General features: G+C 68.9%; 23 protein-coding genes and 1 tRNA gene. 6 read left to right on the top strand and 18 right to left on the bottom strand.

The annotated features are described in order from the left end of the window. Positions 1 to 463: 463 nt before the first annotated feature. The 7 genes from NO360_RS13150 to malQ form a co-directional block, all read right to left on the bottom strand. Positions 464 to 534 (bottom strand) — tRNA-Gly (locus tag NO360_RS13150). 173 nt (positions 535 to 707) lie between these two features. Further along, positions 708 to 1772 carry an NAD(P)/FAD-dependent oxidoreductase gene (locus NO360_RS13145; protein WP_256308260.1) on the bottom strand — a complete coding sequence of 355 codons (1065 nt, stop codon included), beginning with the start codon at positions 1770 to 1772 and terminating at the stop codon, positions 708 to 710. 94 nt (positions 1773 to 1866) lie between these two features. Further along, the gene (locus NO360_RS13140) at positions 1867 to 3231 is read right to left on the bottom strand and encodes a hypothetical protein (protein WP_256308259.1); all 1365 of its coding nucleotides are present in this window, start codon (positions 3229 to 3231) and stop codon (positions 1867 to 1869) included. Between the two features lie 98 nt (positions 3232 to 3329). Continuing rightward, positions 3330 to 4109, bottom strand: a complete 780-nt coding sequence (locus NO360_RS13135; RefSeq protein WP_256308258.1) for a class I SAM-dependent methyltransferase — start codon at positions 4107 to 4109, stop codon at positions 3330 to 3332. A gap of 91 nt (positions 4110 to 4200) precedes the next feature. Beyond that, on the bottom strand, positions 4201 to 6408 hold the full coding sequence (locus NO360_RS13130) for a type II secretion system F family protein (RefSeq protein ID WP_256308257.1): 2208 nt from the start codon (positions 6406 to 6408) through the stop codon (positions 4201 to 4203). Then, complete coding sequence (locus NO360_RS13125; protein WP_256308256.1) at positions 6395 to 8401, bottom strand: type II/IV secretion system ATPase subunit; 2007 nt, start codon at positions 8399 to 8401, stop codon at positions 6395 to 6397. The genes NO360_RS13130 and NO360_RS13125 overlap by 14 nt, the downstream gene beginning before the upstream one ends. 60 nt (positions 8402 to 8461) lie before the next feature. Then, entirely contained in the window at positions 8462 to 10033 is a 1572-nt protein-coding gene (gene malQ / locus NO360_RS13120; protein ID WP_256308255.1) for a 4-alpha-glucanotransferase, read from the bottom strand. A gap of 137 nt (positions 10034 to 10170) precedes the next feature. On the opposite strand from malQ, the gene NO360_RS13115 reads away from it, so the two are divergent. Beyond that, entirely contained in the window at positions 10171 to 11040 is an 870-nt protein-coding gene (locus tag NO360_RS13115) for an SDR family oxidoreductase (protein ID WP_256308254.1), read from the top strand. A gap of 122 nt (positions 11041 to 11162) precedes the next feature. Here NO360_RS13115 and NO360_RS13110 read toward each other — a convergent pair whose 3' ends face one another. Continuing rightward, positions 11163 to 12413 (bottom strand): ArsA family ATPase, encoded by a 1251-nt coding sequence (locus NO360_RS13110; RefSeq protein ID WP_256308253.1) that lies wholly within the window; start codon positions 12411 to 12413, stop codon positions 11163 to 11165. An 82-nt stretch (positions 12414 to 12495) separates the two neighbouring features. Here NO360_RS13110 and NO360_RS13105 point away from each other — a divergent pair, with 82 nt between their 5' ends. Then, positions 12496 to 13053 carry an HD domain-containing protein gene (locus NO360_RS13105; protein WP_256308252.1) on the top strand — a complete coding sequence of 186 codons (558 nt, stop codon included), beginning with the start codon at positions 12496 to 12498 and terminating at the stop codon, positions 13051 to 13053. Between the two features lie 68 nt (positions 13054 to 13121). Here the strand turns inward: NO360_RS13105 and NO360_RS13100 are convergent, their stop codons facing one another. Next, on the bottom strand, positions 13122 to 14243 hold the full coding sequence (locus tag NO360_RS13100) for a pyridoxal phosphate-dependent aminotransferase (RefSeq protein ID WP_256308251.1): 1122 nt from the start codon (positions 14241 to 14243) through the stop codon (positions 13122 to 13124). Between the two features lie 168 nt (positions 14244 to 14411). Between NO360_RS13100 and NO360_RS13095 the strand changes: the two genes are divergently transcribed. Then, entirely contained in the window at positions 14412 to 14924 is a 513-nt protein-coding gene (locus tag NO360_RS13095) for a CinA family protein (protein ID WP_256308250.1), read from the top strand. An 87-nt stretch (positions 14925 to 15011) separates the two neighbouring features. Then, positions 15012 to 15578 (top strand): metal-dependent hydrolase, encoded by a 567-nt coding sequence (locus NO360_RS13090; RefSeq protein WP_256308249.1) that lies wholly within the window; start codon positions 15012 to 15014, stop codon positions 15576 to 15578. 62 nt (positions 15579 to 15640) lie between these two features. On the opposite strand, the gene NO360_RS13085 is transcribed toward NO360_RS13090, so the two are convergent. After that, positions 15641 to 16399, bottom strand: a complete 759-nt coding sequence (locus NO360_RS13085; RefSeq protein WP_256308536.1) for a PHP-associated domain-containing protein — start codon at positions 16397 to 16399, stop codon at positions 15641 to 15643. Positions 16400 to 16572: 173 nt separating this feature from the next. On the opposite strand from NO360_RS13085, the gene NO360_RS13080 reads away from it, so the two are divergent. After that, positions 16573 to 16875, top strand: coding sequence for a DUF7565 family protein (locus tag NO360_RS13080; RefSeq protein ID WP_256308248.1), 303 nt, complete (start codon positions 16573 to 16575; stop codon positions 16873 to 16875). Between the two features lie 248 nt (positions 16876 to 17123). On the opposite strand, the gene NO360_RS13075 is transcribed toward NO360_RS13080, so the two are convergent. From NO360_RS13075 to NO360_RS13055, 5 genes are all read right to left on the bottom strand, one after another. Beyond that, positions 17124 to 17576, bottom strand: a complete 453-nt coding sequence (locus NO360_RS13075) for a transcription elongation factor Spt5 (protein ID WP_256308535.1) — start codon at positions 17574 to 17576, stop codon at positions 17124 to 17126. A gap of 1 nt (position 17577) precedes the next feature. Further along, positions 17578 to 17751 carry a protein translocase SEC61 complex subunit gamma gene (locus tag NO360_RS13070; RefSeq protein ID WP_103992772.1) on the bottom strand — a complete coding sequence of 58 codons (174 nt, stop codon included), beginning with the start codon at positions 17749 to 17751 and terminating at the stop codon, positions 17578 to 17580. A 139-nt stretch (positions 17752 to 17890) separates the two neighbouring features. Further along, a complete protein-coding gene (gene ftsZ, locus NO360_RS13065; RefSeq protein ID WP_256308247.1) occupies positions 17891 to 19057 on the bottom strand; it encodes a cell division protein FtsZ in 1167 nt (388 codons plus the stop codon). A gap of 117 nt (positions 19058 to 19174) precedes the next feature. Continuing rightward, on the bottom strand, positions 19175 to 20575 hold the full coding sequence (locus NO360_RS13060; protein WP_256308246.1) for a D-aminoacyl-tRNA deacylase: 1401 nt from the start codon (positions 20573 to 20575) through the stop codon (positions 19175 to 19177). 157 nt (positions 20576 to 20732) lie between these two features. After that, positions 20733 to 22055, bottom strand: coding sequence for a sodium:calcium antiporter (locus NO360_RS13055; protein WP_256308245.1), 1323 nt, complete (start codon positions 22053 to 22055; stop codon positions 20733 to 20735). Between the two features lie 142 nt (positions 22056 to 22197). Between NO360_RS13055 and NO360_RS13050 the strand changes: the two genes are divergently transcribed. Beyond that, positions 22198 to 23004, top strand: a complete 807-nt coding sequence (locus NO360_RS13050) for a shikimate dehydrogenase (RefSeq protein WP_256308244.1) — start codon at positions 22198 to 22200, stop codon at positions 23002 to 23004. Between the two features lie 39 nt (positions 23005 to 23043). On the opposite strand, the gene NO360_RS13045 is transcribed toward NO360_RS13050, so the two are convergent. The 3 genes from NO360_RS13045 to NO360_RS13035 form a co-directional block, all read right to left on the bottom strand. Then, positions 23044 to 23535 carry a type IV pilin domain-containing protein gene (locus tag NO360_RS13045; protein WP_256308243.1) on the bottom strand — a complete coding sequence of 164 codons (492 nt, stop codon included), beginning with the start codon at positions 23533 to 23535 and terminating at the stop codon, positions 23044 to 23046. Positions 23536 to 23678: 143 nt separating this feature from the next. Further along, positions 23679 to 25622, bottom strand: a complete 1944-nt coding sequence (locus tag NO360_RS13040) for an ABC transporter ATP-binding protein (RefSeq protein WP_256308242.1) — start codon at positions 25620 to 25622, stop codon at positions 23679 to 23681. Between the two features lie 94 nt (positions 25623 to 25716). After that, a complete protein-coding gene (locus NO360_RS13035) occupies positions 25717 to 25995 on the bottom strand; it encodes a DUF7538 family protein (protein ID WP_256308241.1) in 279 nt (92 codons plus the stop codon). Positions 25996 to 26010 lie beyond the last annotated feature (15 nt).

The raw sequence follows: 26010 nt of genomic DNA, 5'->3' as shown, positions 1-26010 counted from the left end.
CCCTAAAGGACTTTCTCCTGAAAGCATAAGGGTTCACTAACCACATATAAGGTAATATGTATTATACAAATCCGAGTGAATTATAATTCGACGTCCGACGAACGGCAGGAACGAAAATGATAGACGGACGCCGGAGATCGCCGAGCGTCGATACCGATGGGCGGGCCGATCTGTTTCGGCCGGCTCCTCGCTCGGTTCGACGGGCCCCCGGAGTCAGTTACCGAGTGACGTCGGGGGATTCCCCCTGCATCTGTGTGGTTCTGTCGGGGGCCCTCGATCGCAGAAGAATTGCGCCGGCCGGGAGTCCCGCGAGCGAAGCGAGTGGGACGTCGGCGGCGCACGACAGTAAGGAGTGCGCCGGCCGGGATTTGAACCACGGTCGCTCTGCTCGCTACGCTCGCGCCGCTCCCTGATTCAAACCCCGCCGTGACGCATTCGCTCGTCACGTACGTTCCTCGCAGAATGCGCCGGCCGGGATTTGAACCCGGGCCATGAGCTTGGAAGGCTCAGGTCCTACCACTAGACCACCGGCGCTCGGTCACCTCGGTCGCTGCCGCACTCGCACGGCACCAACCTCACTCGCCTGTTCCCGGTCACCGAATAAGGGTGTTACCCTTTCGACTCGAAACCGCTCTGGAGTCGTCCGCCTTCGAGAACCGCCGGCGGTGCCGCGACACGTGTTCAGGACGTGCGAACGGGGCTCAGTCTCAGTCGTCGTCCGCTGTTTCGACCTGCGGAGAGTCCAGCGGCGGCGCGCGCGCCTCCTCGAACTCCGCGGCGGCGGCGCGGACGCGCGCTCCCATCCCCGGTAGTTCGTCGCGGGAGACCGGTCCGTCCGACCGGATGGCGTCGAGGTCGCGCGGGAACTCCCGGAGATCGTAGTGGATGTCGAGGCCGGCCTGCGCGCCCTTGCCCATCGCGACCGGGATCTGGTTGTGTCCCGGCGTGATGTCGCCGACGGCGTAGACGCCGTCGACGGTCGTCTCCATACTCTCGTCGACGACGACCGTGTCGTCATCGTTCAGTTCACAGCCGAGTTGCTCCGCGAGCGCGGTGTTGTAGTTCGAGCCGTACATCGGGAACCCACCGCGGTACTGCCGGACGGTCCCGTCGTCGAACTCGAAGGCTTCCAACCACCCGTCCTCGCCCTTCTGCATCCCGGTGATTTCCGCCTCCACGACGTCGATCGGATGTCCGCGGAGCTGTTCGTCGGTCTCGTCGCTCCATTCCGGCGTCTCGCCGCGAAGCAGCACATCAACCTCGTCGGTGAAGTTGAGCATAATCATCGCCACGTGGGCGGCGGCCTCGCCGGTTCCCATCACGTACACCGGCCGGTCGACGAACATGTAGGCGTCGCAGTGCAGACAGTAGTGTAGTCCCCGCCCCGTCCGCGGGACGGGCGGATCGGGTCGTTCGTCGTTGAAGCCGACGCCGAGGACGACCCGGTCGGCGCGGAACTCGCCGTCGTTGCCGACGAGTTTGAATCGGCCGTCCTCGGTCCGCTCGGCCTCGACGACGAAATCGCGGATCACGTCCGCACCGTACGCTTCGACCTGTTCCTGTGCCGTCTGCAGGAACTCGTTCCCCGAGGTGTCCTCCGGCACGCCGATGACGTTGTGCGTCTCCAGCATCATCGCCGCGCGACCGCCGCCGCGGTCGACGACGGCGGTGTCGTGCCCCAGTCGCGTCGTGTACAGCGCGGTCTGAAGCCCTGCCGGACCGCCGCCCACGACGACCACTTCGTAGTCGTCTCCGTCCGCTGTTTCACTCATTCGTCTCGTTATACCGGTCGCGGCGACTTAAACGCAGAGTTCGCGTGCGTCGTCAACGACCACCCGCGGACGATTCACACCGACGTGCCGATCCTCACGAATCCGGCCCCTCAGATTCCCGCAGTCGGTTCACGGCGCCGTAGCCCACTGCTCCGGCGGCGACTCCCACGGCCCCCGCGGCGAGCAGACGGATCGGCCGAGAGCCTGACTGTACGCGTCTGAGAGTCCCTTCGCTGCCCTCGGGAATCTCCAGGTCGTACCCGTGTACCTCGCCCGGACGGATGGACGCGACTCTCGTCTCGTCGACGACGGCTCCGTCGGCGTCCGCGACCCGCACCGTCAGTTCGTAGTCGGTGGCTCGGACCCCGTACACGCTGATTCGGTACGCTCCCGGCTCGACGCCGTACCGACTGCACACCCGCGAGTGCTCACCACGCGTCTCGTCCGCGAACTCGCCCTGAAGACGGCGCATCTGCCTGTCTTCGGGTCCCACGACGGCGAGCTCGACGTCCTCGGTGGAGGCCGTGATCAACGCGAGCGGGAACAGTGACTCCTCGAACCGTTCTCGGCCGACGGTGACGTGATCGAGCGGCCCCGGTCTCGTCCGGTCGGTGGCCGCCTCGATCCGGTCGTATCGGCTGAACAACACCCCGGTGTAGATGCCGTACGGCCGCATCGAGAGGGTGCCTCCGTTCCGATCGAAGCGCAGCTCGAGCCGGTCCCGTTGGTACGCGGGAGCGGGGCGGTTGGGGTCGTAAATCGGAATCACGACCTCGCTCCCCTTCGCCTCGAAGTCGTACGCGAGTACCTGGTGCGAGAACTGCGTGTCGTTGAAGAGCACGAGCGCCGCGCTGCCGAATGTTTCGACGACCTCCCGGACGTCACGCAGGACCGCCGCCGTGTCGAGCCAGTCCCGGTAGAGGAACACCCGGCGCCCGAGGAAGGCGCGAAGCCGGAGGAACTGGTCGGCCTGCCGCTGGACGATTTCCTCGTACACGGGTGCTTCGGGCCGCTCGACCGGCACCGTCGGGACCTCGATTTCGCTCGCGAGACGGCGGTCCACCGGAATCGCCTCTGGATCCTCGAAGTACCGCTGCGCGGTCAGGGCCATCCCGTAACAGTGTCCGTTCGTCCCCGCTTGCTGCACGACCGCCAACCGGAGTTGCGCGGCTATCGCATCCAGTGTCGCTCGCGGGAGCCCCGCGACACCGAGTCCGACTGCGCTCTCGGCCCGCTCGTCCCAGGTCGTCACGATGTGCTCTCGAATATCCGACTGCGTGGGACTCGGCGGCGACTCGAAGTACTGGTCTTCGGAGGACCAGTTCCGAAACCCGTAGGCGTTTTCCGCGGGCGTGAATCCGGCCGCACGCTGTGCGCTCCCGAGGCCGGAGGCGCTGGAGAGTCCGGCCGCGGCGGCGACAGTGGCCAGAAATCGCCGTCGGGAGACTCCTCGGCGCATATCCGACTATCCGCAGGAACGATCATTACTGTTGTCCCCGGCCTCGTGCCATCGAGGTCACAGAACCCCGAGACGACGCCAGCGACGTCAGCCGCGGATCACTGACCTTCGCTCGCTCCGACCACGGCGTAGCAGTTGCCGCTCGAGACGGTGTGTGCAACCACGTCGAGGTCGCTCGCCGCGAGGTCCGCCTCGAACTCCTCGGGGTCGTAGATGTGGTAGAACCGCGGGACGCGCTCGCCGCCGGGGAGCGTCCACGCGACCGTCGTGTCGAACCCCGCCGTCTCCTCGAATCGGTCGTGGGCGGTCGACCAGGCGCTCACGAGCGCCCGGCCGCCGGGAGCGAGCACGCGGGCCAGTTCAGAGAGGCTGGCGACCCGCCGCTCTCGGGAGCGGAGGTGATGCAGGGTCGCGACGTAGACGGCGACGTCGACGCTGTCGGCCCGAAGCGGCAGCGACGCCGCGTCTCCCCGAACGAGTTCGAGCGAGTCGGCGAAGCCCCGCTCGTTCGACCGCTCCCCCGCCGTTCGAAGCAGTCCGCCGCTCGCGTCGACGCCGACCACGCGCTCGACGACCGCCGAAAGCGACTCCGCGTGCCGGCCGTTTCCGCACCCGAGGTCGAGCCCGACTCGTCCGCTCTCGTCTGAGTCTCCACGCCTGCCGTCGAGCGCCGGTCGAGCCCCCTCTACCAGCGCCGCGGGAACGTCGGCCGCCGCGCCGTCGCCCTCCGCCGCGCCGTCCTCTGCCCCCGCATCGCTCGCTGCATCGCTGCCCAGAAACGCCGTCACTTCGGGCCAGGGGTACTCCCGCGTCGCCGCGAAGTGCTCTGCGATCCGGTCGTACGTCTCCCTGACCGGCGTCGCCCGCTCGTCGTCCATACGCCTGACTGGCGCCCGCGACACAAAGCCCCGGTGGTCCGCGGCGGGCGGACGCACGGCCCCCGCGGCCGGTGGATCTCTCCCCTGCGCCTTACAGCAGCGCGAACACCACGTAAGCGGCGACCAGCAGGACCGTCGCGTGCTTCAGCCCGTCGGCGACGCTCCCCTCTCCCAACTGGCCGGCGACGATCCCCGAACAGACGCCCTGGATCGCCGCGGTGTGGAAGAAGAGCAGTTCGTAGGCGGCGGTGTTCACCGACTGCAGGCCGCCGAGCACGCCGGCGTCGACGCCGCCCACGTCTCCGATCGCGCCGCCGGTCGACTGGCCCGCCGCCTCGATCGCGGGGATGAACGACACCGTCAGCGCGACGATGATCCCGAGGAAGACGAAGAAGGAGACGTAGATGACGACGAGGTAGGTGAGCATCTCCTGACGTCGCTCGCGGCGGAGCCGTCGGGTCTCCTGGGCCTCGTCGGCCGCGATGTGGAGCACCGGACTGATGTCGCCGCTGGCGGCCATCGCGTTCCGGATGAGCGTCACCGCCCGCGACACCGTCGGCGCGTTCGTCCGGCGCTCCAGCCTCGTGAGCGCGTCGCCGACGCTCGCGCCCCACCGGATATCCCGCCACACGCGGGCGATCTCGTCGCCGAGCCGCCCGAGTTCGGCGTCGGAGAGGCGGCTCAGCGACCCGACGACGGTGACGCCCGCCTCGTTGATGCTCGCCATTCGGCTGAGGAAGTCCGGCATATCGGCCTCGATGGCGCGGATCCGCTTCTTCTGTACCTCGTGTGCGGCGGCGACTCCGGCGAGCGCGAGTATCGTCGCGAGCACGATCGGTCCGTCGACGATCGCGGCCAGCTCGCCGACCGCCGCCGTCGTTTCGGCCGATCCCCCAGTGATCCTTCCGATCGCGTTTCTGGCGGCCCCGTCGATCGACAGCCAGACGAGGAGGAGCCCGACCGGCCCCGTGAGGACGAGCGAGTACGCGGGCGCCTGGAGGACCGTCTCGACGGGGTGTGAAAGGGTTTCTCGGAGCGAACCGACCCGATCGTACACCGCGAGCCGGGCCCGGTTCTCCGCGTGTCCGTCCGGCGCGCGACGCCCGTCGTACACCGTCCCGCCGTCCGTCATCCCCGCTGGATCGCCGGCGCGGGCGGCCGGTTCCGTGCCGCTCGCGTCCCGCTCGTCGCCGCGGTCCGGCGTCGACCACGGCCGGTCGTCGCCGTCGTCGCTCCGCTTCGGCAGGCTCAGACTCTCGGTCATACTGTCGACGTAGACGACGAACCCGAACGTCGCCAGCGGAATCGCGACGTAGCTCACGATCCGGACCAGCGTGAGCGTGTTCTGAATCACGAGCCCCACCACGACGAGGACGGTGATGAAAAACAGCGGCCCGGCGACGAGGACGGTGACGTAGACCTCCGCGAACGTCGAGAGCAGGTCCAGATACTGCCGCTGTTGCGCCTGGGCCTCCTCCTGGAACCGCTCGTACTGATCGCGCAGGAACGCCGAGACGTTCTGTCCCGAGGAGAGGACGCTCGCGAGGTTCTCGGTGAACTCCTCGAGGTTCTCGCTCGGCGTGCGCGCGGCGGTCTCCTGTAACGCGGTCAGGATATCGGTGCCGAACGCGTCCATATCGCGGACGGCGACGCTGAGGTCCCGCGCCGCCTCGCCGTACACGTCCTGATTGCGAGAGAGCGTTCGCAACACGGCCTGAAAGGGGACGCCGGAGCGCGAGAGCGCGTAGACGAACGCCACTGTCCGCGGCAGCGTCGCGTCGATCTCGATGCCGCGCGTCCGCGCCCGCTGGTCGAGGAACGTCCACCGGGCCCAGTAGGTTCCGAGGGCGAGCGCCGTTCCGACCGTCGCGCTGGCGGTGAGAAGCAGGCCGAACAGTTGCCAGAGGGAGAGGTCGGGCACGTGGACGATCGCCGCGAGGAACTCCAGCGGCGTCGGGAGAACCGCGCGGATCTGCTCCACGTCGACGGCGAGCGAGCGAAGGATCGCCGCCCCGGCGTAGACCCCGTAGACGCTGCCCGCGACGCCCGCGACGCCCGCGATGAAGAGCGTCTGCGAGGCGAACACCCGGTGGCTCTCGCCGACGAAGGCCGCGCGCATTCGCTCGCGTTGCTCGCGACGCGTCGGACTTGATTCGGCGACGTACCGCCCGAAAATCGGGAGTGAGAGGCGAGAGACGAGTAATCTCGCGCGCGGGCTGACGGGCACGAGCGCGACCGGCAGCGCCAGGACCGTCACGAGCAGCAGCGGGACGTATCCGAGCAACTCAACGAGGGCCATCGGTGTCGCCCCCCTCGCTGTCGTCGACGTTCGCTCGCGAGTCCCCGTTGTCGGCTTTCGTGCTTGGCTTCCCGTCGTCAGTCCCCACGTCCCCGCGGTCGTCGCTTCCCGTGCTCGGTTCCCCGTCGTCAGTCCCCACGTCCCCGCCGCCGTCGATGTCGCTCCCGCCGACTTCCGGCGAATTCGCGGACGCCCCGCCGTCCGCACTCCCGTCGCCGGACGCCTCCTCGCGTGCGGCTTCGAGCCGATCCATCACGCGTTCGGGGGCCGCGTAGTACTCGTTGACGAGCGCGGTGAACCGTCGGTAGTCGGTCGTCCCCAGTTCCGCGAGCAGTTCCAGAAACCGCTCTCTCCGGTTCATCTCGCGCTTCCGCTCCGTTCGGCTCCAGCCACGGTCGCGCTGGATCTCCTCGATGAGGCTCGAATCGCTCCGCTCGAAGGAATCCGTGCCGGCGTCCCACCTGAACGCCCGCGAGTAGTCGAGCTCGCCGGTCCGCTGGTCGATCTCGCCGATCTCGCCGATCGCCTTGGAGCGACGGACGCGCTCGCCCTCGACGCGCGTCAGCGTCTGCACGCACAGGAGGTCCAGCGACTGGACCATCGCCCGCGGCACGTTGATCGGCTCGTTCTCCAAGCGATTGATCACGGTCTCGATGCTGTCGGCGTGCATCGTCGAGAACGTCGTGTGGCCGGTGTTCATCGCCTGAAACAGCGTGACGGCCTCGTTCCCGCGAACCTCGCCGACGATGATGAACTCCGGGCGGTGCCGCAGCGAGGACCTGAGCAGGTCGTACATGTCGATGTCGCTCCCCTCGTGGAGGCGCTCCCGCGTGACCGACGAGAGCCAGTTGTCGTGATACAGCGACAGCTCCCGGGTGTCCTCGATGGTCAGGACCTTCGCGCGCGGCGGGATGAACATCGAGACGGCGTTCATCGACGTCGTCTTGCCCGACGCCGTCCCGCCGGCGAAGATGAGGCTCCGGTTGTTCTCGATGCAGAGCCACAGGTACGCCATCTCCGCGACGGAGAACGTCCCGTTCTCGATGAGGTCGACCGGCGTGAACGGCTCTTCGGCGTACTTCCGGATGGTGAACGCCGACCCCCGCGGGGTCACTTCCTCGCCGAGCGCGAGTTCGACGCGCGACCCGTCCGGGAGCGTCGTTCCGACCACCGGGTCGCCGACGCTCACGTGGCGACCGGACTCCTGAGCCAACCGGATCACGAAGTCGTCGAGGTCGTCGGCGGCGTAGGAGACGTTCGTCTCGATGTCGGTGTACTCGTCGTGGTAGACGAAGATCGGGAGGTCGTAGCCGTCGCAGGAGATGTCCTCGATGTGCGGGTCGTGCATCAGCGGGTCGATGCGGTCGAACCCGCGGAAGTCGCGAGCGAGGTAGTACAGGAGCGCGTGGAACGTCCGCATCGAGACGTCGACGCCGTACTGTTCGAGCAGGCTCCGGAACTCCCTCCGGAGCGTCTCCTCTGCCGTCGGCTCCGCGTCGGTCTGGTACAACAGCGGATCGCGGATGTCGACTCTGGCCCTGGCGAGGAGTTCGGCCTCGAACTCGTCGAGTTCGGGCTCGACCGCGTAGTAGTAGTGTTCGCTCTCCTCGTCGTCGTAGGTGATCACGACGTAGGCGTACGGCGCGTTCACCCAGTAGCGGTCGACGAGTTCCTGCCCGTCCGGCACCTCGAACTCGGCGAAGACGCCGTCGCCGGGGCGGTACGGTCGGACGTCGATCGAGGACCCCTTGAGGACCTCGATCGTGCGACGGATCTGCCGTTTGAGCCGGTCGATCGCGCCGCCCTGGGTCGTGGTCGCGTCGCCGTCGGCCGCGACCGTCCCGCCGTCTGTGGCCGACGTGGTACCAGCTTTCGACGGCCGCTCGTCCGCGCCTGCAGCACCGGACGGTTTCCGGCTCCCGCCGTCCGGCGCGGCCGCTGCTTCCCCTTCGGACGGACCCCCCCTTTCCGACTCGGCATTCGGCTCCCCCATAGCTACGTGGTCAGACGTGTTACCGGCCTTTCTGCTCGGAGTGACTTATACTGTCGGCCGTCAGTTCCTGATGTGCTCGTCGGTCAGCCGAGCGAGCCGATCGGCCAACCCTTCGGAGAACGCCTCGGTCGTACACCGCCACGACCAGTTCCCCAACTTCGTCCCGGGACGGTTGAACCGGGCGTGCTCGTCGAGGCCGAGGACGTCCTGCATCGTCGTGAACGCGAGGACGGAGCCGGAGCGCCAGATCGCTTCGATCATCGACCAGTTGATCTCCGAGCCGTCCGCCCCGATGTTGTACTCCAGGCAGCTCCGCTGTTCGGCCGGGAGGTCCTCGTAGTACCCGACGAGCGTGTTCGTGTCGTGCGTCGACGAGTACGCGACGCTGTTCTCGGGGTAGTGCATCGGCTGGTACATATCGCCCTCCCGGCACCAGTCCGCGTAGTGCGGCACCCGCATCGCGGGGAAGCCGAAGCGCTCGCGGAGGTCGACGAGCGACTGATCGACGAACCCCAGGTCCTCGACGACGAACGGGAGTTCCCCGAGTCGCGCTTCGACGGTCTCGAAGAAGTCCGCGCCCGGCGCGTCCCGCCACTCGCCGTCGGCCGGCGAGTCGGAGTCTGCCGGGATCGCCCAGAACTCGTCGAACCCCTTGAAGTGGTCGATCCGGGTGACGTCGACGAGGTCGAACAGGCGGTCGAGGCGATCGAGCCACCAGCCGTAGTCGTCCTCGGCCAGCGTTTCCCAGTCGTAGACGGGGTTCCCCCAGCGCTGGCCGTCGTCCTGCGGGTTCGGCGGAACGCCGGCGACGGCGGCGGGATCGCGGTCGGACGTGAGATCGAACGCCTCGGGGCTCGCCCAGACGTCGGTGCTGTCGAGGGCGACGTAGATCGGGAGGTCGCCGACGAGGTCGATCCCGCGGTCGCGCGCGTACTCCCGGAGGTCGCGCCACTGGCGGTCGAAGACGAACTGGGCGAACTCGCGGTAGTGCACCTCCGAGGCCAACTCCTCGCGGTGGGCCGCGAGCGTCTCCGGGTCGCGCGCCCGAACCGACTCCGGCCACGACGTCCACGCCCCGTCGTACCGCGTCCGCAACGCCATAAACAGCGCGTAGTCGTCGAGCCACGCCGACTCGCGCTCGCGGAAGGCCTCGAAGGCCTCGCGGTCCGCGTCGGAGACCCCGCGATCGGAATCGACCGCCCCGCCGTCGCCGTCTCCTGCCGCGTCGTCTCCGGCGCTCCCCGCGTCGCTGCCGTCGCCCGCTGACCGGAACCGCTCCGCCGCCGTCCGGAGCCGATCGGTCTTGTACTCGCGAACCCGGTCGTAGTTGACCTCGTGCGGTGAGAAGTCCGGAACCGGTTCGAGGTCCCCCTCGCCGAGGTACCCCGCCTCGACGAGTCGGTCGAGGCTCACGAGGAGCGGGTTGCCGGCGAACGCGGAGTAGGCCTGATACGGCGAGTCGCCGTGGACCGGGGCCGTCGGACCGAGCGGACAGAACTGCCAGTAGGACTGCTCGGCCGCGTCCAGCCAGTCGACGAACGCCCGCGCGCCGCGGCCGAGGTCCCCGATTCCGTGCGGTCCGGGGAGCGACGTGAGATGGAGGAAGACGCCTGATCGTCGGTCGAATCGCATACACGATGCACCCGGGGACGGAAGTTAAGCGTGTGGTCCGCGCGACGGACGACACGACGCGTCCCGCCCCGGCCTCGTGGCCCCCTCGCGGTGACGAATCGCCCACAGTTAACACCGCGCGGGTCGTTCCCGTAGCTGTGCATCCGAAGACGGTCCTCATCACCGGCTGCTCGTCCGGCATCGGCCGCGCCACGGCGCTCGCCTTCCTCGAGGAGGACTGGAGCGTCTACGCGACGGCCAGAAACCCCGCGGACATCGAGACGCTCGGCGAGAAGGGCTGCCGCATCGCGACGCTCGACGTCACCGACGGGGACGACGTCGACCGGGTCGTCGACCGGATCATCGAGGAGGAGGGCCACATCTCCTGTCTCGTCAACAACGCCGGGTTCGGACAGATGGGGCCGCTCGAAGACGTGCCCACGACGCAGGTCCACCGGCAGTTCGACGTGAACGTCTACGGGCCGCACCGGCTGATCCGCGCCGTCCTGCCGCATATGCGCGCCCAGGAGGCGGGCACCATCGTGAACCTCTCCAGCGCCGCCGGGCGGGTGTCGTTCCCCGGCGGCGGCGTCTACGCCGGGTCGAAGTTCGCCCTGGAGGCGATGAGCGACGCGCTCAGGAACGAGGTCGACGAGTACGGCATCGACGTCGTCGTGGTCGAACCGGGGCCGGTCGAGACCAACTTCTCCGATCGCGTCGAGCGCGAGGTCAACGGGACCGAGGACGGCGGCGAAGGCGACCGGGACGGCGAACCGATCCCCGGACTGGAACGCTCGGGCGCGTACGAATCGTTCTACGAACTCTTCTCGGACACGCAGCTGATCGGCGGCGGCGGACTCGGCGCGATCCCACCCGAGCGCGTCGCCGAGGACGTCGTCGACGCCGCCTCCTCGACGAAGCCGCGGGCGCGATACCAGCCCGGGACCGCCGCGCGCGTCACCGTGCTGGCGCGGCACCTGCCCTCGCGGTGGCTGGACACGGCGTACCGGTACCTCCGAAAACTGTAGACACGTCGCCGTCGACCGCGGCGACTACCTATTCCAGATCGGCGGGGACGACGCCGAGCGCTACTCCAGCCAGGAGGACGACCGGAGCGCCTACTTCGTACGGCCGCGGACCGAGCGGCCGCTCACTCCAGACACGCGGCGACGACCCGCAGCGCCTCCTCGCCGCGGACCTCCTCGGCCAAGAGCGGCACGCGCTTGACCTCCCGGCCTCTGAACAGTTCCGTCGCGCGTCCGATCGCGTCCTGCTGGACGCCCCAGCGGCGCTGGCAGAACTCGCAGTGGTCCAGGTCCGGCGAGACGACCCACCGATCGTCGACCTCGGTGCTCGTCACGTCCGCGAGGTCCTCCATCACCCGGTTGACGACGAGCGTCTGGACGGGGATGCCGTAGCCGTCGAGGCGCTCGACGAGCCGCTCGGTCTCGACGACGCTCATCTCCTCGGGGATCATCACGACTCGGAAGTCGGTCTTCGCCGGGTCGCGCAGGACCGTCCGCAGCCGCTCGATCCGCTCGCGAAGCTCGTCGAGGTCGGGCGTCGCCGCGCCGTCGCTCCCCATCCCGAACATCCCCTTGACGCCCTCCATCATCCCCGAGAACTGCTGGCGCATCTTCGCGATCCGCCCGAGCATCGAGTCCATCATCTCCGGGAGTTCGAGCAGTCTGAGCGTGTGTCCCGTGGGTGCCGTGTCGACGACGACGCGGTCGAACCGCGGGTCGTCGAGGTATTCGAGCAACTGCTGCATCGCCGCCGCCTCGTCGGCCCCCGGCATCGATCCCGGCCCCATCGCGCCGCCGAGGAGGTCCTCCATTCCGCCGAGGTCGCCGAACGGCGAGGTACCCCCGTCGCCGCCGGGGGCGGAGCCCGCCCCGTCGCCCTCCGCGAAGGGATTCCCCTCCACGTCGGTGTCGGGGTCGAAGCCGCCTGCGCCGTCCTCCGTGACCGTCGATTCACCTTCCGGATCGCCGGCGAACGGGCCGACGGCCGCGTCGGGATCGATCTCGGCGGCGTACAGCGGCCAGTCCTCCCTGATTCGCGTCGGCTCCGCCGGCACGTCGACGCCGAGGGTGTCCGACAGCGAGTGCGCCGGATCGGTGGAGACGACGAGCGTCGCGGTGCCCGCCGCCGCCGACGCCAGCGCCGTCGCGGCCGCCATCGTCGTCTTGCCGACGCCGCCCTTTCCTCCGTAGAGGACGTAGTCGGGCGCGTCGACGGACTCGGGGAGTCCGGCGGTTTCGACGTCCCCGATCGGTGCGCCGCCGGAGTCGACGCTCTCGACCGGTTCGACGTCGACCGCGTGGTCGTCCTCGGCGGCGTCGGTCTCTCCCCCGCGCTCCTCGTCGCCCGCTGCGGCGTCGACGTCGGTGCTCGACATACGCGGGACGACGAGACGGGGACTTGTGTACTTCTCGGTCGGAACCGGAACGCAGTACCCCCGCCGTTTCCTCCGCACCGGTATGGACGCCGAGGACATTCGAGCGACGTTCCCGGAGGTCGACGCCATCGAGGACGACGACCTGCGAGCGGGCGTCGTCGACGCGTGGGCGACCGCCGCCGCCGAGAACGGAATCGAGGACCTCACCGACGTGCCGTGGCTGCCGCCGACGCAGCGCGAACTGGGGCTGGACGACGAGCGACTGGTCGATCACGTCCGCGACGTGACGGCCTGCGCCCTCGCGCTTACGGAGCCGCTGCACGAGCGGCGATCCGACGCGCTCTCACTGGACCTCGACACCGTCGTCGCGGGGGCGCTCGTCCACGACGTGAGCAAGCTCGCGGAGTTCGCCGGGATGACTGAGACGTCGGTCTACGACCTGCTCGGACACCCGTACTACGGCGTTCACGTCGTCGCCCGGGTCGGTCTCCCGATCGAACTCGCACACGTGGTTCTCTCTCACACCGACCGGACGGCGGTCGAACCCGCGACGATCGAGGCCGAAGTGATCAGGCGCGCCGACGAGGTCGCCTCGTCCGCGATCCGGTGGCGGGCGACCGACGACCTCCGGACGGTCTGATCGCCCGCGCGTCGGCCGGTCCCGTCCGAGCGCCGGGCTGGAGCGGCCGACCCGCTCCTCACCCCTCCTCACCGATCCTCGAAGTACGCCGCGAGCCGATCGGCCGCCTCGTCGGCGCGGTCGGTACAGAGCGAAAAGCGGATCCAGTCGTCGTAGGCGTCGCCGAAGGCCTCGCCGGGCATCCCCGCGACGCCGGCCTCGTCGATCAGGCGCTCGACGTTCGCCATCGTTCCCGGGAAGTCTGCGAAGCGGGCGAGGACGTAGAACGCGCCCTCCGGGGTGGTGTACGTCGCGCCGGCGGCGTCGAGGGCGTCGGTGAACGAGCCGATGCGCTCGCGGAGGGTGTCGCGGACGGACTCGTAGTACGACGGCGGCGTCTCCGCCAGCGCGTTCGCGACCGCGGCCTGGGCGGGCCGGCTGGTGGCGACGTTCACGAGCATATGCCGGGTTAGGGCCTCCTCGACCAGGTGTTCGGGGGAGACGGCGTAGCCGACGCGGAAGCCCGTGATCCCCATCGACTTCGAGAACGCCGTGGTGACGACGACGTTCTCGCGGTCGAGGGTCAGGGCGCTCTCGAAGCGACCCGAAAAGTCGAAGTGACCGTACACCTCGTCGACGACGAGCAGGGCGTCGACGTCGCTGGCGACGTCGGCCAGCGCCGCGACCGACTCGCGGTCGTAGACCGCGCCCGTCGGGTTGTTCGGGGTGTTGAGCACGACGGCCGCGGTCTCGGGCGTCGCGGCCTCACGCATCGCGTCGACGTCGACGTGTCCGTCCTCGCGGACCGGCACGCGCGTCACGTCGCCGCCGAGCAGTTCCGCCTTTCCGGGGTAGTACGGGTAGACGGGATCGGTCAGCAGGAACTCCGACCCGGCGTCGCGCTCCATCGCCCCCGCCATCGCGAGGTAGTTCGCCTCGCCCGCGCCGTTGGTGACGACGATCCGCGACTGCTCGACGTTCCGGCGCGCCGCGATCTCCTCGCGGAGTTCCCGGAGCCCCTCGCTCGGGGGATACTGGAAATCGGCCGGGTCGCCGTCGGCGTAGGTGCGGAGCCCCTCTCGCAGGGCCGCCGGCGGTTCCCAGTCGGGGTGTCCGGACACCATATCGACGACGTCTCCGTCCGCGTCGGCGGCGTACCGGATGACGCGCTGAAAGAGCGGTTCGTCGTACGCGTCGTCCGCGTCTGTCATTCGTCCGCAGCGTCGGCCGCCGGGGAAGTGTGTCTTTCGACGCGACGACGCTCCGGGACCCACCGGAACCGACGCACTTTCGTCGGGGAGGGCGGCCCGACAGACCTTCGCCGGGAAGGCGGCCCGACAGCGCGGACGCTTTTGTCGCCGGACGCCGTCACGAGGACTATGCGCGAATTCGCTTCCGACCCGCCGGTCGAGGTCCGCGTCGGCGACGCGCTCCGCGAGGCCGGCGCCACCGTCGCGGTCGCGGAGTCCTGCACCGGCGGCCTGATCGGATCGCTCCTGACCGACGTGCCCGGTTCGTCCGACTACTTCGACCGCTCGCTCGTCACCTACTCTTACGACGCGAAACTGACCGCGCTGGGCGTCGCCCGCGAGTCGCTCGACGAGCACGGCGCGGTGTCGGAACCGGTCGCCCGCGAGATGGCCGCCGGCGTCCGCGACGTGGCCGGGGCCGACTGGGGCGTCTCGACGACCGGAATTGCCGGCCCCGAGGGCGGTACGCCGGAGAAGCCGGTCGGGACCGTCTACATCGGCCTCGCCTATCGCGGCGAGTGGGGCACCGGCGAGTCGTACACCCGCGTCGAGCGCCACGAGTTCGACGGCGACCGGACACAGATCAAAGAGCGAATCGCGCGGCGGGCGCTCTCGACGCTGCTCGACGCGGTCGACGAGTGACAGATCCCACGTCGGCGGAGACCTCCCCACGGCGGCGCCGTCGCGCAGACACAACGTTTGTAGGGCTGACCCGCACAGTCCCACTCGATGAACAAAGACGGGCACGTGCTGAACGGGGCGCTCCTGGCGGTCGGACTGGGGCTCATCCTCTCTGTCGACCCGACCTCCGGGCTGATAGTCGGCGGGCAGAGCGGCGAGATCACGGCCGACGCCGTCCTGACGCTCGGAAGCGACGTCGCCGGATCCATCGCGGCGCTGTCGCTTCCGGTCATCCTGGGCGCGCTCTTCCCCGACGTCGACACCGCGTTCGGCCGACACCGAAAGACGCTCCACAACCTCCCCGTACTGGGGATCTTCCTCGTGTTTCCCTACTTCTTCGGGAACCTCCAGTTCGTCTGGATCGGCGTCGCGACCCACTACGTCCTCGACATCGTCGGCTCGAAGCGCGGGATCGCGCTCTGGTATCCGCTCTCGTCGAGCGAGTACGGGTTCCCGACCGGCGTCACGACGTCGAGCGACTGGGCGACGCGGGTGACCGTCGTCGTGACGGCACTGGAACTGTTCGTCCTGTTCCTCGTCCACAACTACCTCGTCGCGCTCGACACGCCGCTGTCGGAGGCGACGACCCTGCTCGGCGCGCTCGTCGGGATCTAGCTGGGACTCTCGCCGATGTTGCGCGGACCGCCCGGCGGTTTCCTCCGTCGCGAACGATCGATTCAGTACGTTCGCACGTCGTCGAACCGGCCCCGGTAGGCGACGTGGTCCGGATGCGTCGGCTCCATCCCCGAGAGAAACAGCCGATCGATCTTGCTCCAGGAGTTCTCGTACCCGAGGTGCGCGAACTCGGCGAGCCGTCGGGCCGTGTGCTGCGGTCCGTTCCGTCGCAGGATCCGGCGCGGGGCCCCCTCGCGCAGGGCCGCGACGAGGTCCGCCTCGGAGTCGATCCGTCGATCGAACGCCGTCCACACCTCGCCGACGCTGCCGGCGAGGTGCGCGTAGGAGGAGCCGAATCCCGGGCGGTCGGCCTCGCGTGCGAGACGGCGCGCCCGTCGGTTCTGGTGCGGAAAGAGCTTCAGGTTGTGCGTCTCGACCGCGTGGATCCGATCCGCGTGCGCCCGGAGGTCCTCGGTACCGAGACTGACGTTGAGGAATCCGGGGTGGGGGACGAGCACGGCCGCGCCCTGCCGTTCGAAGGCGTCCAGCGCCCCCGAGAGCGAGATGAAGTCGGGGACCGGTTCCGAGAGGCCGACGGCGAGGACGTGCCGCCGGTTCCGCCACGTGCCCGTGAACACCTCACGCCCGGGGACGACGAGCAGGTCTTCGTCGGAGAACTGCTCGGCGCGGGCGCGGATCTCCGGGAGCCGAGTGAAGTGCGGGGCGTACACCAGGGCGTCGAGGCCGCGGGCCTTCGCGCGGTCGACGACGCGGTCGGTCAGGACTTTCACGTGGAGATCGACGTGACCCCCGTTCGGCACGGTGTCGTCCGCGGGCGTCGAGCGCCCTGCGGACGATTCGGCGTCGGTTGCGGACCCCGGTCCGGACGCGGCCGTGTCGGTCACGTCCGCCGGTTTGACCGGCGTTCTGTTAGTGATTTCTATTTCCCATCGGCTGCGGAACGGTTTTGTCGCCGGTGGCCGTGGCTTGCGGTATGTCCCTGTGGAAGTGCGGCATCGACGGCTGTGCGGAGCGCTTCGAGGACGTCGAGTCCGCGATCATCCACCAGACGGTCGACCACGACCGCCACGAGTGCACGGTCTGCGGCAGCATCGTCCCCGACGGCTACTTCGCGATCCGACACGCCTTCGAGGAACACTCCCGCGCGGAGTACGTCCGCGCCTACGACGCCGACTCGACGGCCGTCCGCGTCCGGGAGGACATCAAGGCCGCCATCGAGGACGAGGCCGACCTCCGGGCCGTCGTCGAGGAACTCAAGCGCCGGGACGCGCTGTAGCCGTCGGCGTCGCGGCCGTCGCATTCGGCGGCTCGCCCTCCGCTGTCGGCGTCTTGCCCTCCGCCGTCGGCGCCTCGTACGTCGCTGTCGCCGTCTCGGCCGCCGTCGATACCGTTTTTTCGCATTCGTTGCCGCCGTGCCGTCTCTCCTCCGCGCTCGCGACGCGGCCGACGCCGAAACCCAGCGCCGCCGCTGTCGCTCCCGAGAACGGTCAGGAAACAGTCTCTCCCGGCGGGGAGGCGGTCCCGCTACCGCTCGTCGCTGTCGAGGACGCGGATCTGGTCGCCGCGGACGGTGACCGGAATCGGCACGGTCGCCTCGTACAGCTCGACGGTGACCTGGTCTTTCGTCTCGTCGATCCGCTGGACGCGGGCCTTCTCGCCCTTGAACGGCCCGGCGATCAGTTCGACGATGTCCCCCTCGGCGATGCCCTCGACGTCGGGCGTCGGCGAGAGGAAGTGCTCGACCTCCGCCATCGACGAGCGGCCGGCCTCGCCGCCGCTCTTGACGAGTCCGCGCGCGTGCGGGATCTCTTCGAGAACGCGGGTGATCACGGCGTCGTTGTCCGCTTCCACCATCACGTAACTCGTGAGGGAGTCCGGGGCCAGCACCGCGTGGATCTCGGACTCCTCGCGGTTGGCGATCATGTCGGCGACCGTTCGCTCCTGGCTGGCGGTCGTCTTCACCGAGAATATCGGCACCTCAGACACCTCCCGGGAGGAAGCTCATCACCGCGTAAATGAGAAAGCCGAGGAACCCGACGAGAACGATGCCGGCACCGGCTATGAGACCGATCTGTGAGAACTCCTCCCACGAGGGGGTGCTGGCCAGCTTCAGCACCCGCACGTAGCTGGTCAGGTCGTACTTGACGTCCATCTTGTGCGTGGATAGTTCGTCCGGCTTTTTCTATCTATTGATACCGACCCCGACGTTCGAGGGAGTCGGCGGCGGCCAAAGCGAGCGCGCTACGTCCCAGTCACCGTGTCGGAGCGTCGTTGAAGCCCGATTCGGGCCCCTATTCGACGTAGTCGATCTCGGTCCCCTGTCCCTGCGGCGGCGCTTGCGGTTCCGGCTGGGGCTGCGGCTGGGCCTCGTCGTCCTCCGAGCGGCCGTAGATCTGCGGCGACTCGACGCCCGTGACGACGATCATCGTCCGCATCGTGCCGTCGATCTCCTCGTCGACGGAGGTCCCCCAGATGATCCGCGCGTCGGGGTCGATCCGGTCGTAGATCTCCTCGACGACGCCCTCAGCCTCCTCGATGCTCATATCCGACCCGCCGGTGACGTTCACCAGCGCGGAGTTGGCCCCGGAGATGTCCACGTCGAGCAGTGGCGAGCGGAGGGCACTCTTGACCGAATCCTGCGCCTTCGACTCCGAATCCGACTCGCCGAGCCCGATCATCGCGACGCCGCCGCGCTCCATCACGGTCTTCACGTCGGCGAAGTCGAGGTTGACCAGACCGGGCTTGGTGATGAGTTCGGTGATGCCCTTCACCGAGCGCATCAGGACCTCGTCGGACACCTTGAACGCCTGCCGGACCGGGAGCTTCCCGACCGCGTCGAGCAGCCGGTCGTTCGGAACGACGATCACGGTGTCGGCTACGTCGCGGAGGCGTTCGAGTCCGGCCTCGGCGTTGGTCCGGCGGACCTCGCCCTCCGCGGTGAACGGCGTCGTGACGATGGCGATCGTCAGCGCGCCAGCCTCGCGGGCGGCCTTCGCGACGACCGGGGCCGAGCCCGTTCCGGTGCCGCCGCCCAGACCGGCGGTGACGAAGACCATATCGGACCCGTCGATCGAGTCGTAGATCTCCTCTTGGGACTCCAGCGCCGCCTCCTCGCCGACCTGCGGGAGCGACCCCGCGCCGCGGCCCTGCGTCTTCTGTTCGCCCATCAGGATCTTCGTGTCGGCCTCGATCTCGACGAGGTGCTGGACGTCGGTGTTCGCGGCGACGAGCGTCGCGCCCTCGATTCCCTCTTCGTGCATCCGGTTGACGGTGTTGCCGCCCGCACCGCCGCATCCGACGACGGTGATGTCGGTCTGCAGGTCGACCAGAACTTCCTCGAGTTCCTCGTCGGTCATCGTTCCGGTGCGGGGCATCTCCCCGCCTGCGGTTCCGTCGACGGCGTTCCCATCCCCCGTCTCCTCGGCCTCGTCAATCGCATCGTCGACGATGGAGTCCATAGTATGACCGTTCGTACCGAATACAGCCTCATTATTGTTCCCCCTTTCGTCTGACGCGCGTCTGACGCTGAGCGCGGCTGCAACGGCGGATTCGGGTTTTCGGAGTCGTGACCGGACTCACGCCGGAAATCGAACCGTCTCCTCGGCGGTGACCTCCTCGGGCGTCACGGTTCGATTATCGACTTCGACCGCCTCCCCGGCCGACAGCCGACCGAACGCCGGCCCCTCGGGGACGCCCGCGGCGGCGGCGGCCGCGGGATCGAACGTCTCGCGCGTCGCGACCACCTCGTTGCCTTCCCGCGCGACGTCGTCGTACTTCGCTTCGAGTACCGCGGCGAGGGCGTCGACGAGCGCGTCGCGGGCGTCGCCGTCGACGACGGCGGCCCGCCCCCGCGGCTTCGTGCCGCCCTCGACCGTCTCGAACGCGATTGCGTGCGACTCGACGGCCTCGTACGTCGCGTCGCGGTCGATCCCCGACGCCTCCGCGAGGAGGTCGTCGGGGAGGGAGACGACCTCGTACGTCGCCTCGAAGCGCTCCGAGTCGGCGGCGGTCCCGACGGCGTTCCGGTTGCCAGCCGAGCCGACGGCGTCCGCCCCGAACCGGAGTCCCTCGTCGATCGGCGAGAGGTCGCGTTCGAGCGACGCGACGAGGTCGAGGTCGACGCCCGACGTCTCTCGGAGGTACGTCTCCCCGACGACGCGGTGGCCGAGGTCCTCGACGGCGGCCTCCAGTTCCGGACGGTCGCCGACGACGAGCGCCCGCTCGGCCGCCGACCGCTCGAACGCTTTCTCGACGACGTCGGCGTTCGCCGACGGGCCCCCCATCGAATTCAGGACCCAGTCGGCCCCGATGTGGCCGACGGCCCAGTCGGTCTCCCGAACGATCCGCTCGAACTGCGGCGCGTAGTGGCCGCCACCGAACCCGACGATCTGTCGTCGCTGCTCGGATGATCCCGCCGCGGGTGCGTCGGCGGCGACGCCCGAGAGTTCCAGCACGGCGCGGGCGACCGCCCGCGCCCCGTCGGAGTCCTCCCACTCGGACTCGCTGCTGCCGAGTTCGACGAACAGCGAGGGCGCGCCCACGTCGCTCGGGCCGTGATGCGTGCACTCGATGCCGACCTCGTAGCCGTCGGGAGCGTGGCGGTCGAACGCCTTGACGACCGCGCGCTGGACGTTCGGGCAGGTGCGCGAGAGTTCGCCCGGCTCGCCCCCGTACTCCGCCGGCCCGAAGTTGCCCGTGAAGTGCGCCGTCAGGAGCGGGCCGGTCTCGCCCGCGTGCCGGGAGAGGAAGGCGACGAACTCGGGGCGTTCCGAAAACGCGTCGGCGACGCCGTCGAGTTCGAGGTGCCACCCGTCGAACTCGCGGAGCTCGAAGTCGTCGTGGCAGTAGTACGTCCCGCCGCCATCGGCGTCGCTCCGCGTTGGGTCCTCTCGGCGCTCCCACTCCACCAGCGAGCGCAGGGCCTCGCCGATGGCGACCGATGCCGAGTCCGCGCGGCTGACCACCAGTCCGATCACGACCGGGAGTGGGCCCTTCTCGGTATAAAGAGTCTCGGAGCGCAGTCGTTCGTCGGCGACGCTGCTCGACCGTTATTCGTCCGGGACGCCATCCGAGTGCCCCGTCGGACTCGGCAGCGACCCCCCGAAGTGACGAATTCGAGCGGACGGACTCGTCTCAGTCGGCCCGCTCGGGTTCCGGCAGCGGCGTCCCGCGGACGTTGGCGACGGTGTGCTTCGCGAGCAGGCGGAGGTCGTGGCGACGGCTGAAGAGGAGTCCCGCTCCGAGGGCGATGTAGACGGCGGAGTAGGCGAGCAGGAGGTAGATCGAGTACTGCTCGGCGAGCGCCTCCGGGAACGTCCGGATGAGGACGAACTCGATGCCGACCTGCGAGACGAAGAGGACGAGCAGGGTTGCGGCCTCCCGGACGCTGATCCGGAAGTTCACGAGGATGGCGAGCGCGAAGAAGCTCTGGGCGGCGGTGAGCCAGATCTCGGCCGCCTGCTTGAAGTCGAACGGGAGGACGCCGTAGGAGCCGAGCGAGATGCTGTAGACCACCGAGAGCGTCCCGATGAGGAGCGTCCACTGGTTCAGCTTCGAGGAGATGAGCGCGTTGAACGCGGCGGTCGACCGCGCCTTGTTCACGAGGTAGGCGGTCACGATGAGCTCGGGGCTCTCGGAGGCCAGCGGCGCGATCCACTGGATCATGAAGAACTCGGGGATGCCGAACCGAAGCCCGAGGGACTCCAGCCCGTGGGCGAACGGCTCGACCGCGGTGAAGATCAGGAACCCCGAATAGGCGAACAGCGCGAGGACGATCGGGATCCGGACGAAGCGGTGCTTCGCCTGGAAGTACGCGGGGACGCCGATCTGCTCGTCGTGGTCCCCGACGTCGCCGCGGATGATGATCGCGATGTAGGTGATGTACAGTCCCACGAGCACGAGCGTGTCGATGGCGTCGATGCCGCCGTTGAACGGGACGAAGAAGGCGAACACCGTCGCCAGGAAGAGAAACAGGATCTCCGTCGAGATGCTCGGATCGAGTTTCACCGCGTCGCGGAACCGTCCCTCGCGGTTCACGACGCTCCGATCGTGTCCCGTGCTCGACGTGGCCTTGTAGATCGAAAACAGCGCGATCCCGGACCAACCGAGGCCGATGAGGATCCGGTTCGCGCCGGTCATGTTCGCGACCGCGAGGTTCGCCTTCGAGGGGTCCGTCGCCGCCTGCCACGCGTAGAGCGCGTCGACGGCGTACTCGGGTGCGACCGCCAGCACGGCGAGCACGGCGATGGCGAACGCCCGCGGGACGTCTTTTTCGGCCGTCTCCGCCCCCCACGCGAGGAGAAAGGACGCGCCGAGAACGGCGAGTCCGGCGACGCTCACGACTGTCAGCGGCCCGAACCCGTCGGCCAGCCCCGTGGCCCAGGAGGCGACCCACGGGAGCGTCAGGAGGAGCGCTCCCCCCGCGGCGGTGAGCGGGTGACGCAAGCGAGAAGTCATTGTCCGATGTGGCTCGTTGACCGGCCTATCTCTTGCGGTTCGGTACGAGGCGGGGGCGGAGCGAGCGGTCAGGCCCCGCGACCGTCGGGCGAGACTGGCCGCCGAACCACCATTTAATTCGCTCGCGGGGCGACGCCTGCGTATGCAGGTCTACGGACTCCTCGGCAACCCGGTCGAACACTCGCTGTCGCCGCCGATGCACGAGGCCGCCTACGAGGCGCTCGATATCGACGCGCGCTACGTCACCTTCGAGCCCGATCGCGACGCCGCAGCCGAGGCGGTCGCCGCCGCCGACACGCTCGGCATCGCGGGGCTGAACGTCACGATCCCGTTCAAGCGGGACGTCCTCGACGCGGTCGACCTCGACGACGTCGCCCGGCGCGTCGGGGCCGTGAACACGGTCGACTTCTCGGGCGCGACGCCGCGCGGCTACAACACCGACGTCGCCGGCGTCGAGCGGGCGTTCGCCTATCACGATGTCGGAATCGACGGCCGCGACGCCGTGCTCGTCGGCGCCGGCGGCGCGGGCCGCGCGGTCGCGTTCGCCCTCGCCGACGCGGGCGCCTCGGTCCACATCGCGAACCGGACGGCCGAGCGCGCGTCGTCGCTCGCCGCCGACGTCCCCGGCGCGACAGCCGGCGGCCTCGACACGCTCGATCGGGTCGCCGACGCCGACCTCCTGATCAACGCGACGAGCGTCGGGATGGAACCCGATATAGACGAGACGCCCGTGCCGGCCGAACACCTGCACGCGGACCTCGCGGTCCTCGACGCCGTCTACGCGCCGATCGAGACGCGGCTCCTGCAGGAGGCCGCGGCCGCCGGCGCGACCACCGTCGATGGCGCGTGGATGCTGCTGTTCCAGGGCGTCGAGGCGTTCGAACTGTGGACCGGCCGCGACGCGCCCGTCGAGGCGATGAACGAGGCGCTGCGAGCGCAACTCGGCTGACGTCGGGGGCGACTGTCGGCAGTGACCCTCGCGGATCGATCAACACTTGTCAGCCGCCGCGCCGACGGCCGGCTGATCGATCTCGACCTCGATCAGGATCGAGCTCCCCCCGTCCTCCGCTCGGTGGACCATCCGGTAGATCTCCCCCTCGCAGGCCGGATTGAGCGCCGAGTCGCTGCCGAACCCGTCGATGTGGGCGTAGTCGCCGGCCGTCAGGGGGCCGGACGTCGTCCAGACCGTGTCCCACCGGACCGAGTTCCCGTCGCTGTCGACGACGTAGAAGTCCTCGCCGGGCTCGATCTGCCCGCCGGTGAGCGTGATGTTCACGTACGGGCGCGAATCGGTGTTGCCGGCTCCGTCGGCGACGTGCTCCGTCTGGTAGCGATACTGCGGCGACGGCTCGCCGGGCAGTTCGATCCCGAGCAGCAGGCCGCCGAAGACGGCGACAAGTGCGACGACGATCGCGAGCATCAGCGCCACGCCGACGACGGGCGAGATGCCCCGTCGCGACGAGCGGAGGCGAGGGACCATTGGGAGCGTTTGCGTGACGGAGGTGAGTAAGTGTTTCTCCGGGCGAGCGCCGCCGCTCCCGCGGGGTCGGTCCGCCCGCGGTCGATCAGTCGTTGGCGTCGGATTGTCGGTCGGCGTCGAACTGTCGGTCGGCGTCGAAGTGCTCAGTCGTCGGCGTCGGACTCGATCTCCGTCCGCGAGGCGCGGCGGCTGGCGCGCTCGACGAACTCGTCCGGCAGCTCGTCGATCTCCCCCGCCTGCACGCCCCAGAGGTGCGCGTAGAGCCCGTCGTTCGAGATCAGACGCTCGTGCGTGCCGCGCTCGACGATCTCGCCGTCCTCTAAGACGACGATCACGTCGGCGTCCTTGATCGTCGAGAGGCGATGCGCGATGCTGAACGTCGTGCGGTCCTCGGTCAGGCGGTCCAGCGAGCGCTGAATGAGCATTTCAGTCTCGGTGTCGACGTCGCTCGTCGCCTCGTCGAGGACGAGAATGTCCGGATCGCGGAGGACGGCGCGGGCGATCGAGAGCCGCTGGCGCTGACCGCCGGAGAGCTTCACCCCGCGCTCGCCGATCTCGGTGTCGTAGCCGTTCGGGAGGTTCTGGATGAACCCGTGGGCCTCGGCGGCCTTCGCGGCCTCGACGACCTCCTCGTGGGTCGCGCCGAACGTCCCGTAGCGGATGTTCTCCTCCACCGTCCCGTAGAACATAAACGTGTCCTGGCTGACGTACCCGATCGACCGCCGGAGGCTCGGCACCGTCACGTCGCGGACGTCGGTGCCGTCGATCGAGATCGAGCCCTCGTCGACGTCGTACATCCGGAGGAGGAGTTTGAGCACCGTCGATTTGCCCGCACCCGTCGGACCGACGAGCGCGAGCGTCTCGCCGCCTTCGACCGTGAAAGACACGTCCCCGATTATGGTCTCGTCCTCGTCGTACCCGAAGGACACGTCGTCGTAGACGACTCGCCCCGCGTCGACGACGAGCTCTTCGGCGTCCGGATCCTCGGCGATCTGGGCGGGTTCGTCCATCAGCCCGAAGATCCGGGCGGCGGAGGCGTACGCGCGCTGGTACATATTGATGATCTGCCCGAACTGCGCCATGGGCCAGATGAACCGCTGGGTGAGGAGGATGAAGCCGACGAACTCGCCGGGCGTGAGCCGCCCGGTGAAAAACAGCGGCGCGCTGCCGGTCTGCTGGTAGGTCAGGACCCAGATCCCACCGAGGAAGAACGTGAGGATGAACCCGATCCCCGAGAGCAGTCGGAGCCCGGGAAAGAACTTGATCCGGGTGCCGATGGCGTCCCAGTTGGCGTCGAAATACTCCTGGGAGACGTCGTCGACGCGGTCGGACTCGAAGTCCTCGGTGTTCGAGGACTTGATCACCTGGATGCCGCCGAGGTTGTTTTCGAGCCGAGAGTTCAACTGCCCGACCGACGAGCGGACGTCGGCGTACTTCGGCTGGATCGTCCGCACGAAGCGGTACGTGAAGTACCCGATCAGCGGCACGACCGTGAGCGTGACGACTGCGAGTTGCCAGTTCCAGAAGAGGAGGATCGCCGCGATGCCGAGCACCATCACGCCCAGTCGGAACGCCGAGTTCATTCCGTCGTTGAGGAAGCGCTCCAGCCTGTTCACGTCGTTCGAGAGGATCGACATCATCTCGCCGGTCTGCTTGTCGGCGAAGAAGTCCATATTCAGCCGCTGCATCTTGTCGTAGGTGTCCGTCCGGACCGCGTGCTGAATGTGCTGGGCGAAGGAGTTCCACCCCCAGTTTCGGGTCCAGTGGAACGCCGCGCCGCCGAAGAAGGCGATCACGATCACCCCCACCGAGAGGTAGAGCTGTTCGGTCCGCGTCGCCGGGAGCCACGCGTCGGGAACGAGCCACAGCGAGAAGGGCCGCTCGTCGAAGAAGATCGAGTCGACGGCGACCGTCAGGAGGACCGGCGGCAGGAGGTCGAGGAGGCGCGCGACGACGCTGGACGTCAGCCCGACGACGAAGGCGAACGCGTTCTCGCGACCGTACTCGTCGAAGAGCCGGCGCATCGGATTCTCCGCGCGTTCGCGCTGTCGCTCGAAGGGGTCGTCCTCCTTGAGGGGACTGGCCATCACCGCCTCTCAGGCCTCGGCGCTACTAAAGGGTTCCACCGGGGCAAGCCGTCCGACTGGCGCCGATCGATGCGGCCCGATCCCTCGACCGCGACTACAGCGACCGCTCCTCTATCGCGGGGTCGATCCCGGCGGCATCGAGGTCCTCCCGGATGCGCGTCCTGAGCGGGTCGGGGACGGTGTCGCGGCCGACGGGAACGGCCGTCTCGCCGTCGCCCTTGACCTTCCAGTAGAGGACGCACTCGGAGGGGCCGTAGAACTCGACGCTGTAGCGGTCGCCCGCGCCGCGGTAGTGGACCCGCGCGGCGTACCCCTCGGCGTGCCAGCCGTCGAGGGCGTGGAGGGCGTCGACCGCGTCGGTCTGGTCGCTCATAGGTCGCGAAAAGTG

It is taken from the genome of Halobellus litoreus (assembly GCF_024464595.1).
GTDB lineage: Archaea > Halobacteriota > Halobacteria > Halobacteriales > Haloferacaceae > Haloquadratum > Haloquadratum litoreum.
Note: the sequence above shows the minus strand (reverse complement) of the source record. Positions and strands in the feature narration are given on the sequence as shown.

What these genes read in the sequence shown, in the direction of transcription:
- malQ (WP_256308255.1), bottom strand. Translation starts at nt 10,033, where the DNA reads ATGCGATTCGACCGACGATCAGGCGTCTTCCTCCATCTCACGTCGCTC.
- NO360_RS13055 (WP_256308245.1), bottom strand. Translation starts at nt 22,055, where the DNA reads ATGACTTCTCGCTTGCGTCACCCGCTCACCGCCGCGGGGGGAGCGCTC.
- NO360_RS13050 (WP_256308244.1), top strand. Translation starts at nt 22,198, where the DNA reads ATGCAGGTCTACGGACTCCTCGGCAACCCGGTCGAACACTCGCTGTCG.
- NO360_RS13040 (WP_256308242.1), bottom strand. Translation starts at nt 25,622, where the DNA reads ATGGCCAGTCCCCTCAAGGAGGACGACCCCTTCGAGCGACAGCGCGAA.
- NO360_RS13135 (WP_256308258.1), bottom strand. Translation starts at nt 4,109, where the DNA reads ATGGACGACGAGCGGGCGACGCCGGTCAGGGAGACGTACGACCGGATC.
- NO360_RS13140 (WP_256308259.1), bottom strand. Translation starts at nt 3,231, where the DNA reads ATGCGCCGAGGAGTCTCCCGACGGCGATTTCTGGCCACTGTCGCCGCC.
- NO360_RS13145 (WP_256308260.1), bottom strand. Translation starts at nt 1,772, where the DNA reads ATGAGTGAAACAGCGGACGGAGACGACTACGAAGTGGTCGTCGTGGGC.
- NO360_RS13105 (WP_256308252.1), top strand. Translation starts at nt 12,496, where the DNA reads ATGGACGCCGAGGACATTCGAGCGACGTTCCCGGAGGTCGACGCCATC.
- NO360_RS13080 (WP_256308248.1), top strand. Translation starts at nt 16,573, where the DNA reads ATGTCCCTGTGGAAGTGCGGCATCGACGGCTGTGCGGAGCGCTTCGAG.
- ftsZ (WP_256308247.1), bottom strand. Translation starts at nt 19,057, where the DNA reads ATGGACTCCATCGTCGACGATGCGATTGACGAGGCCGAGGAGACGGGG.
- NO360_RS13090 (WP_256308249.1), top strand. Translation starts at nt 15,012, where the DNA reads ATGAACAAAGACGGGCACGTGCTGAACGGGGCGCTCCTGGCGGTCGGA.
- NO360_RS13125 (WP_256308256.1), bottom strand. Translation starts at nt 8,401, where the DNA reads ATGGGGGAGCCGAATGCCGAGTCGGAAAGGGGGGGTCCGTCCGAAGGG.
- NO360_RS13070 (WP_103992772.1), bottom strand. Translation starts at nt 17,751, where the DNA reads ATGGACGTCAAGTACGACCTGACCAGCTACGTGCGGGTGCTGAAGCTG.
- NO360_RS13035 (WP_256308241.1), bottom strand. Translation starts at nt 25,995, where the DNA reads ATGAGCGACCAGACCGACGCGGTCGACGCCCTCCACGCCCTCGACGGC.
- NO360_RS13110 (WP_256308253.1), bottom strand. Translation starts at nt 12,413, where the DNA reads ATGTCGAGCACCGACGTCGACGCCGCAGCGGGCGACGAGGAGCGCGGG.
- NO360_RS13095 (WP_256308250.1), top strand. Translation starts at nt 14,412, where the DNA reads ATGCGCGAATTCGCTTCCGACCCGCCGGTCGAGGTCCGCGTCGGCGAC.
- NO360_RS13045 (WP_256308243.1), bottom strand. Translation starts at nt 23,535, where the DNA reads ATGGTCCCTCGCCTCCGCTCGTCGCGACGGGGCATCTCGCCCGTCGTC.
- NO360_RS13100 (WP_256308251.1), bottom strand. Translation starts at nt 14,243, where the DNA reads ATGACAGACGCGGACGACGCGTACGACGAACCGCTCTTTCAGCGCGTC.
- NO360_RS13130 (WP_256308257.1), bottom strand. Translation starts at nt 6,408, where the DNA reads ATGGCCCTCGTTGAGTTGCTCGGATACGTCCCGCTGCTGCTCGTGACG.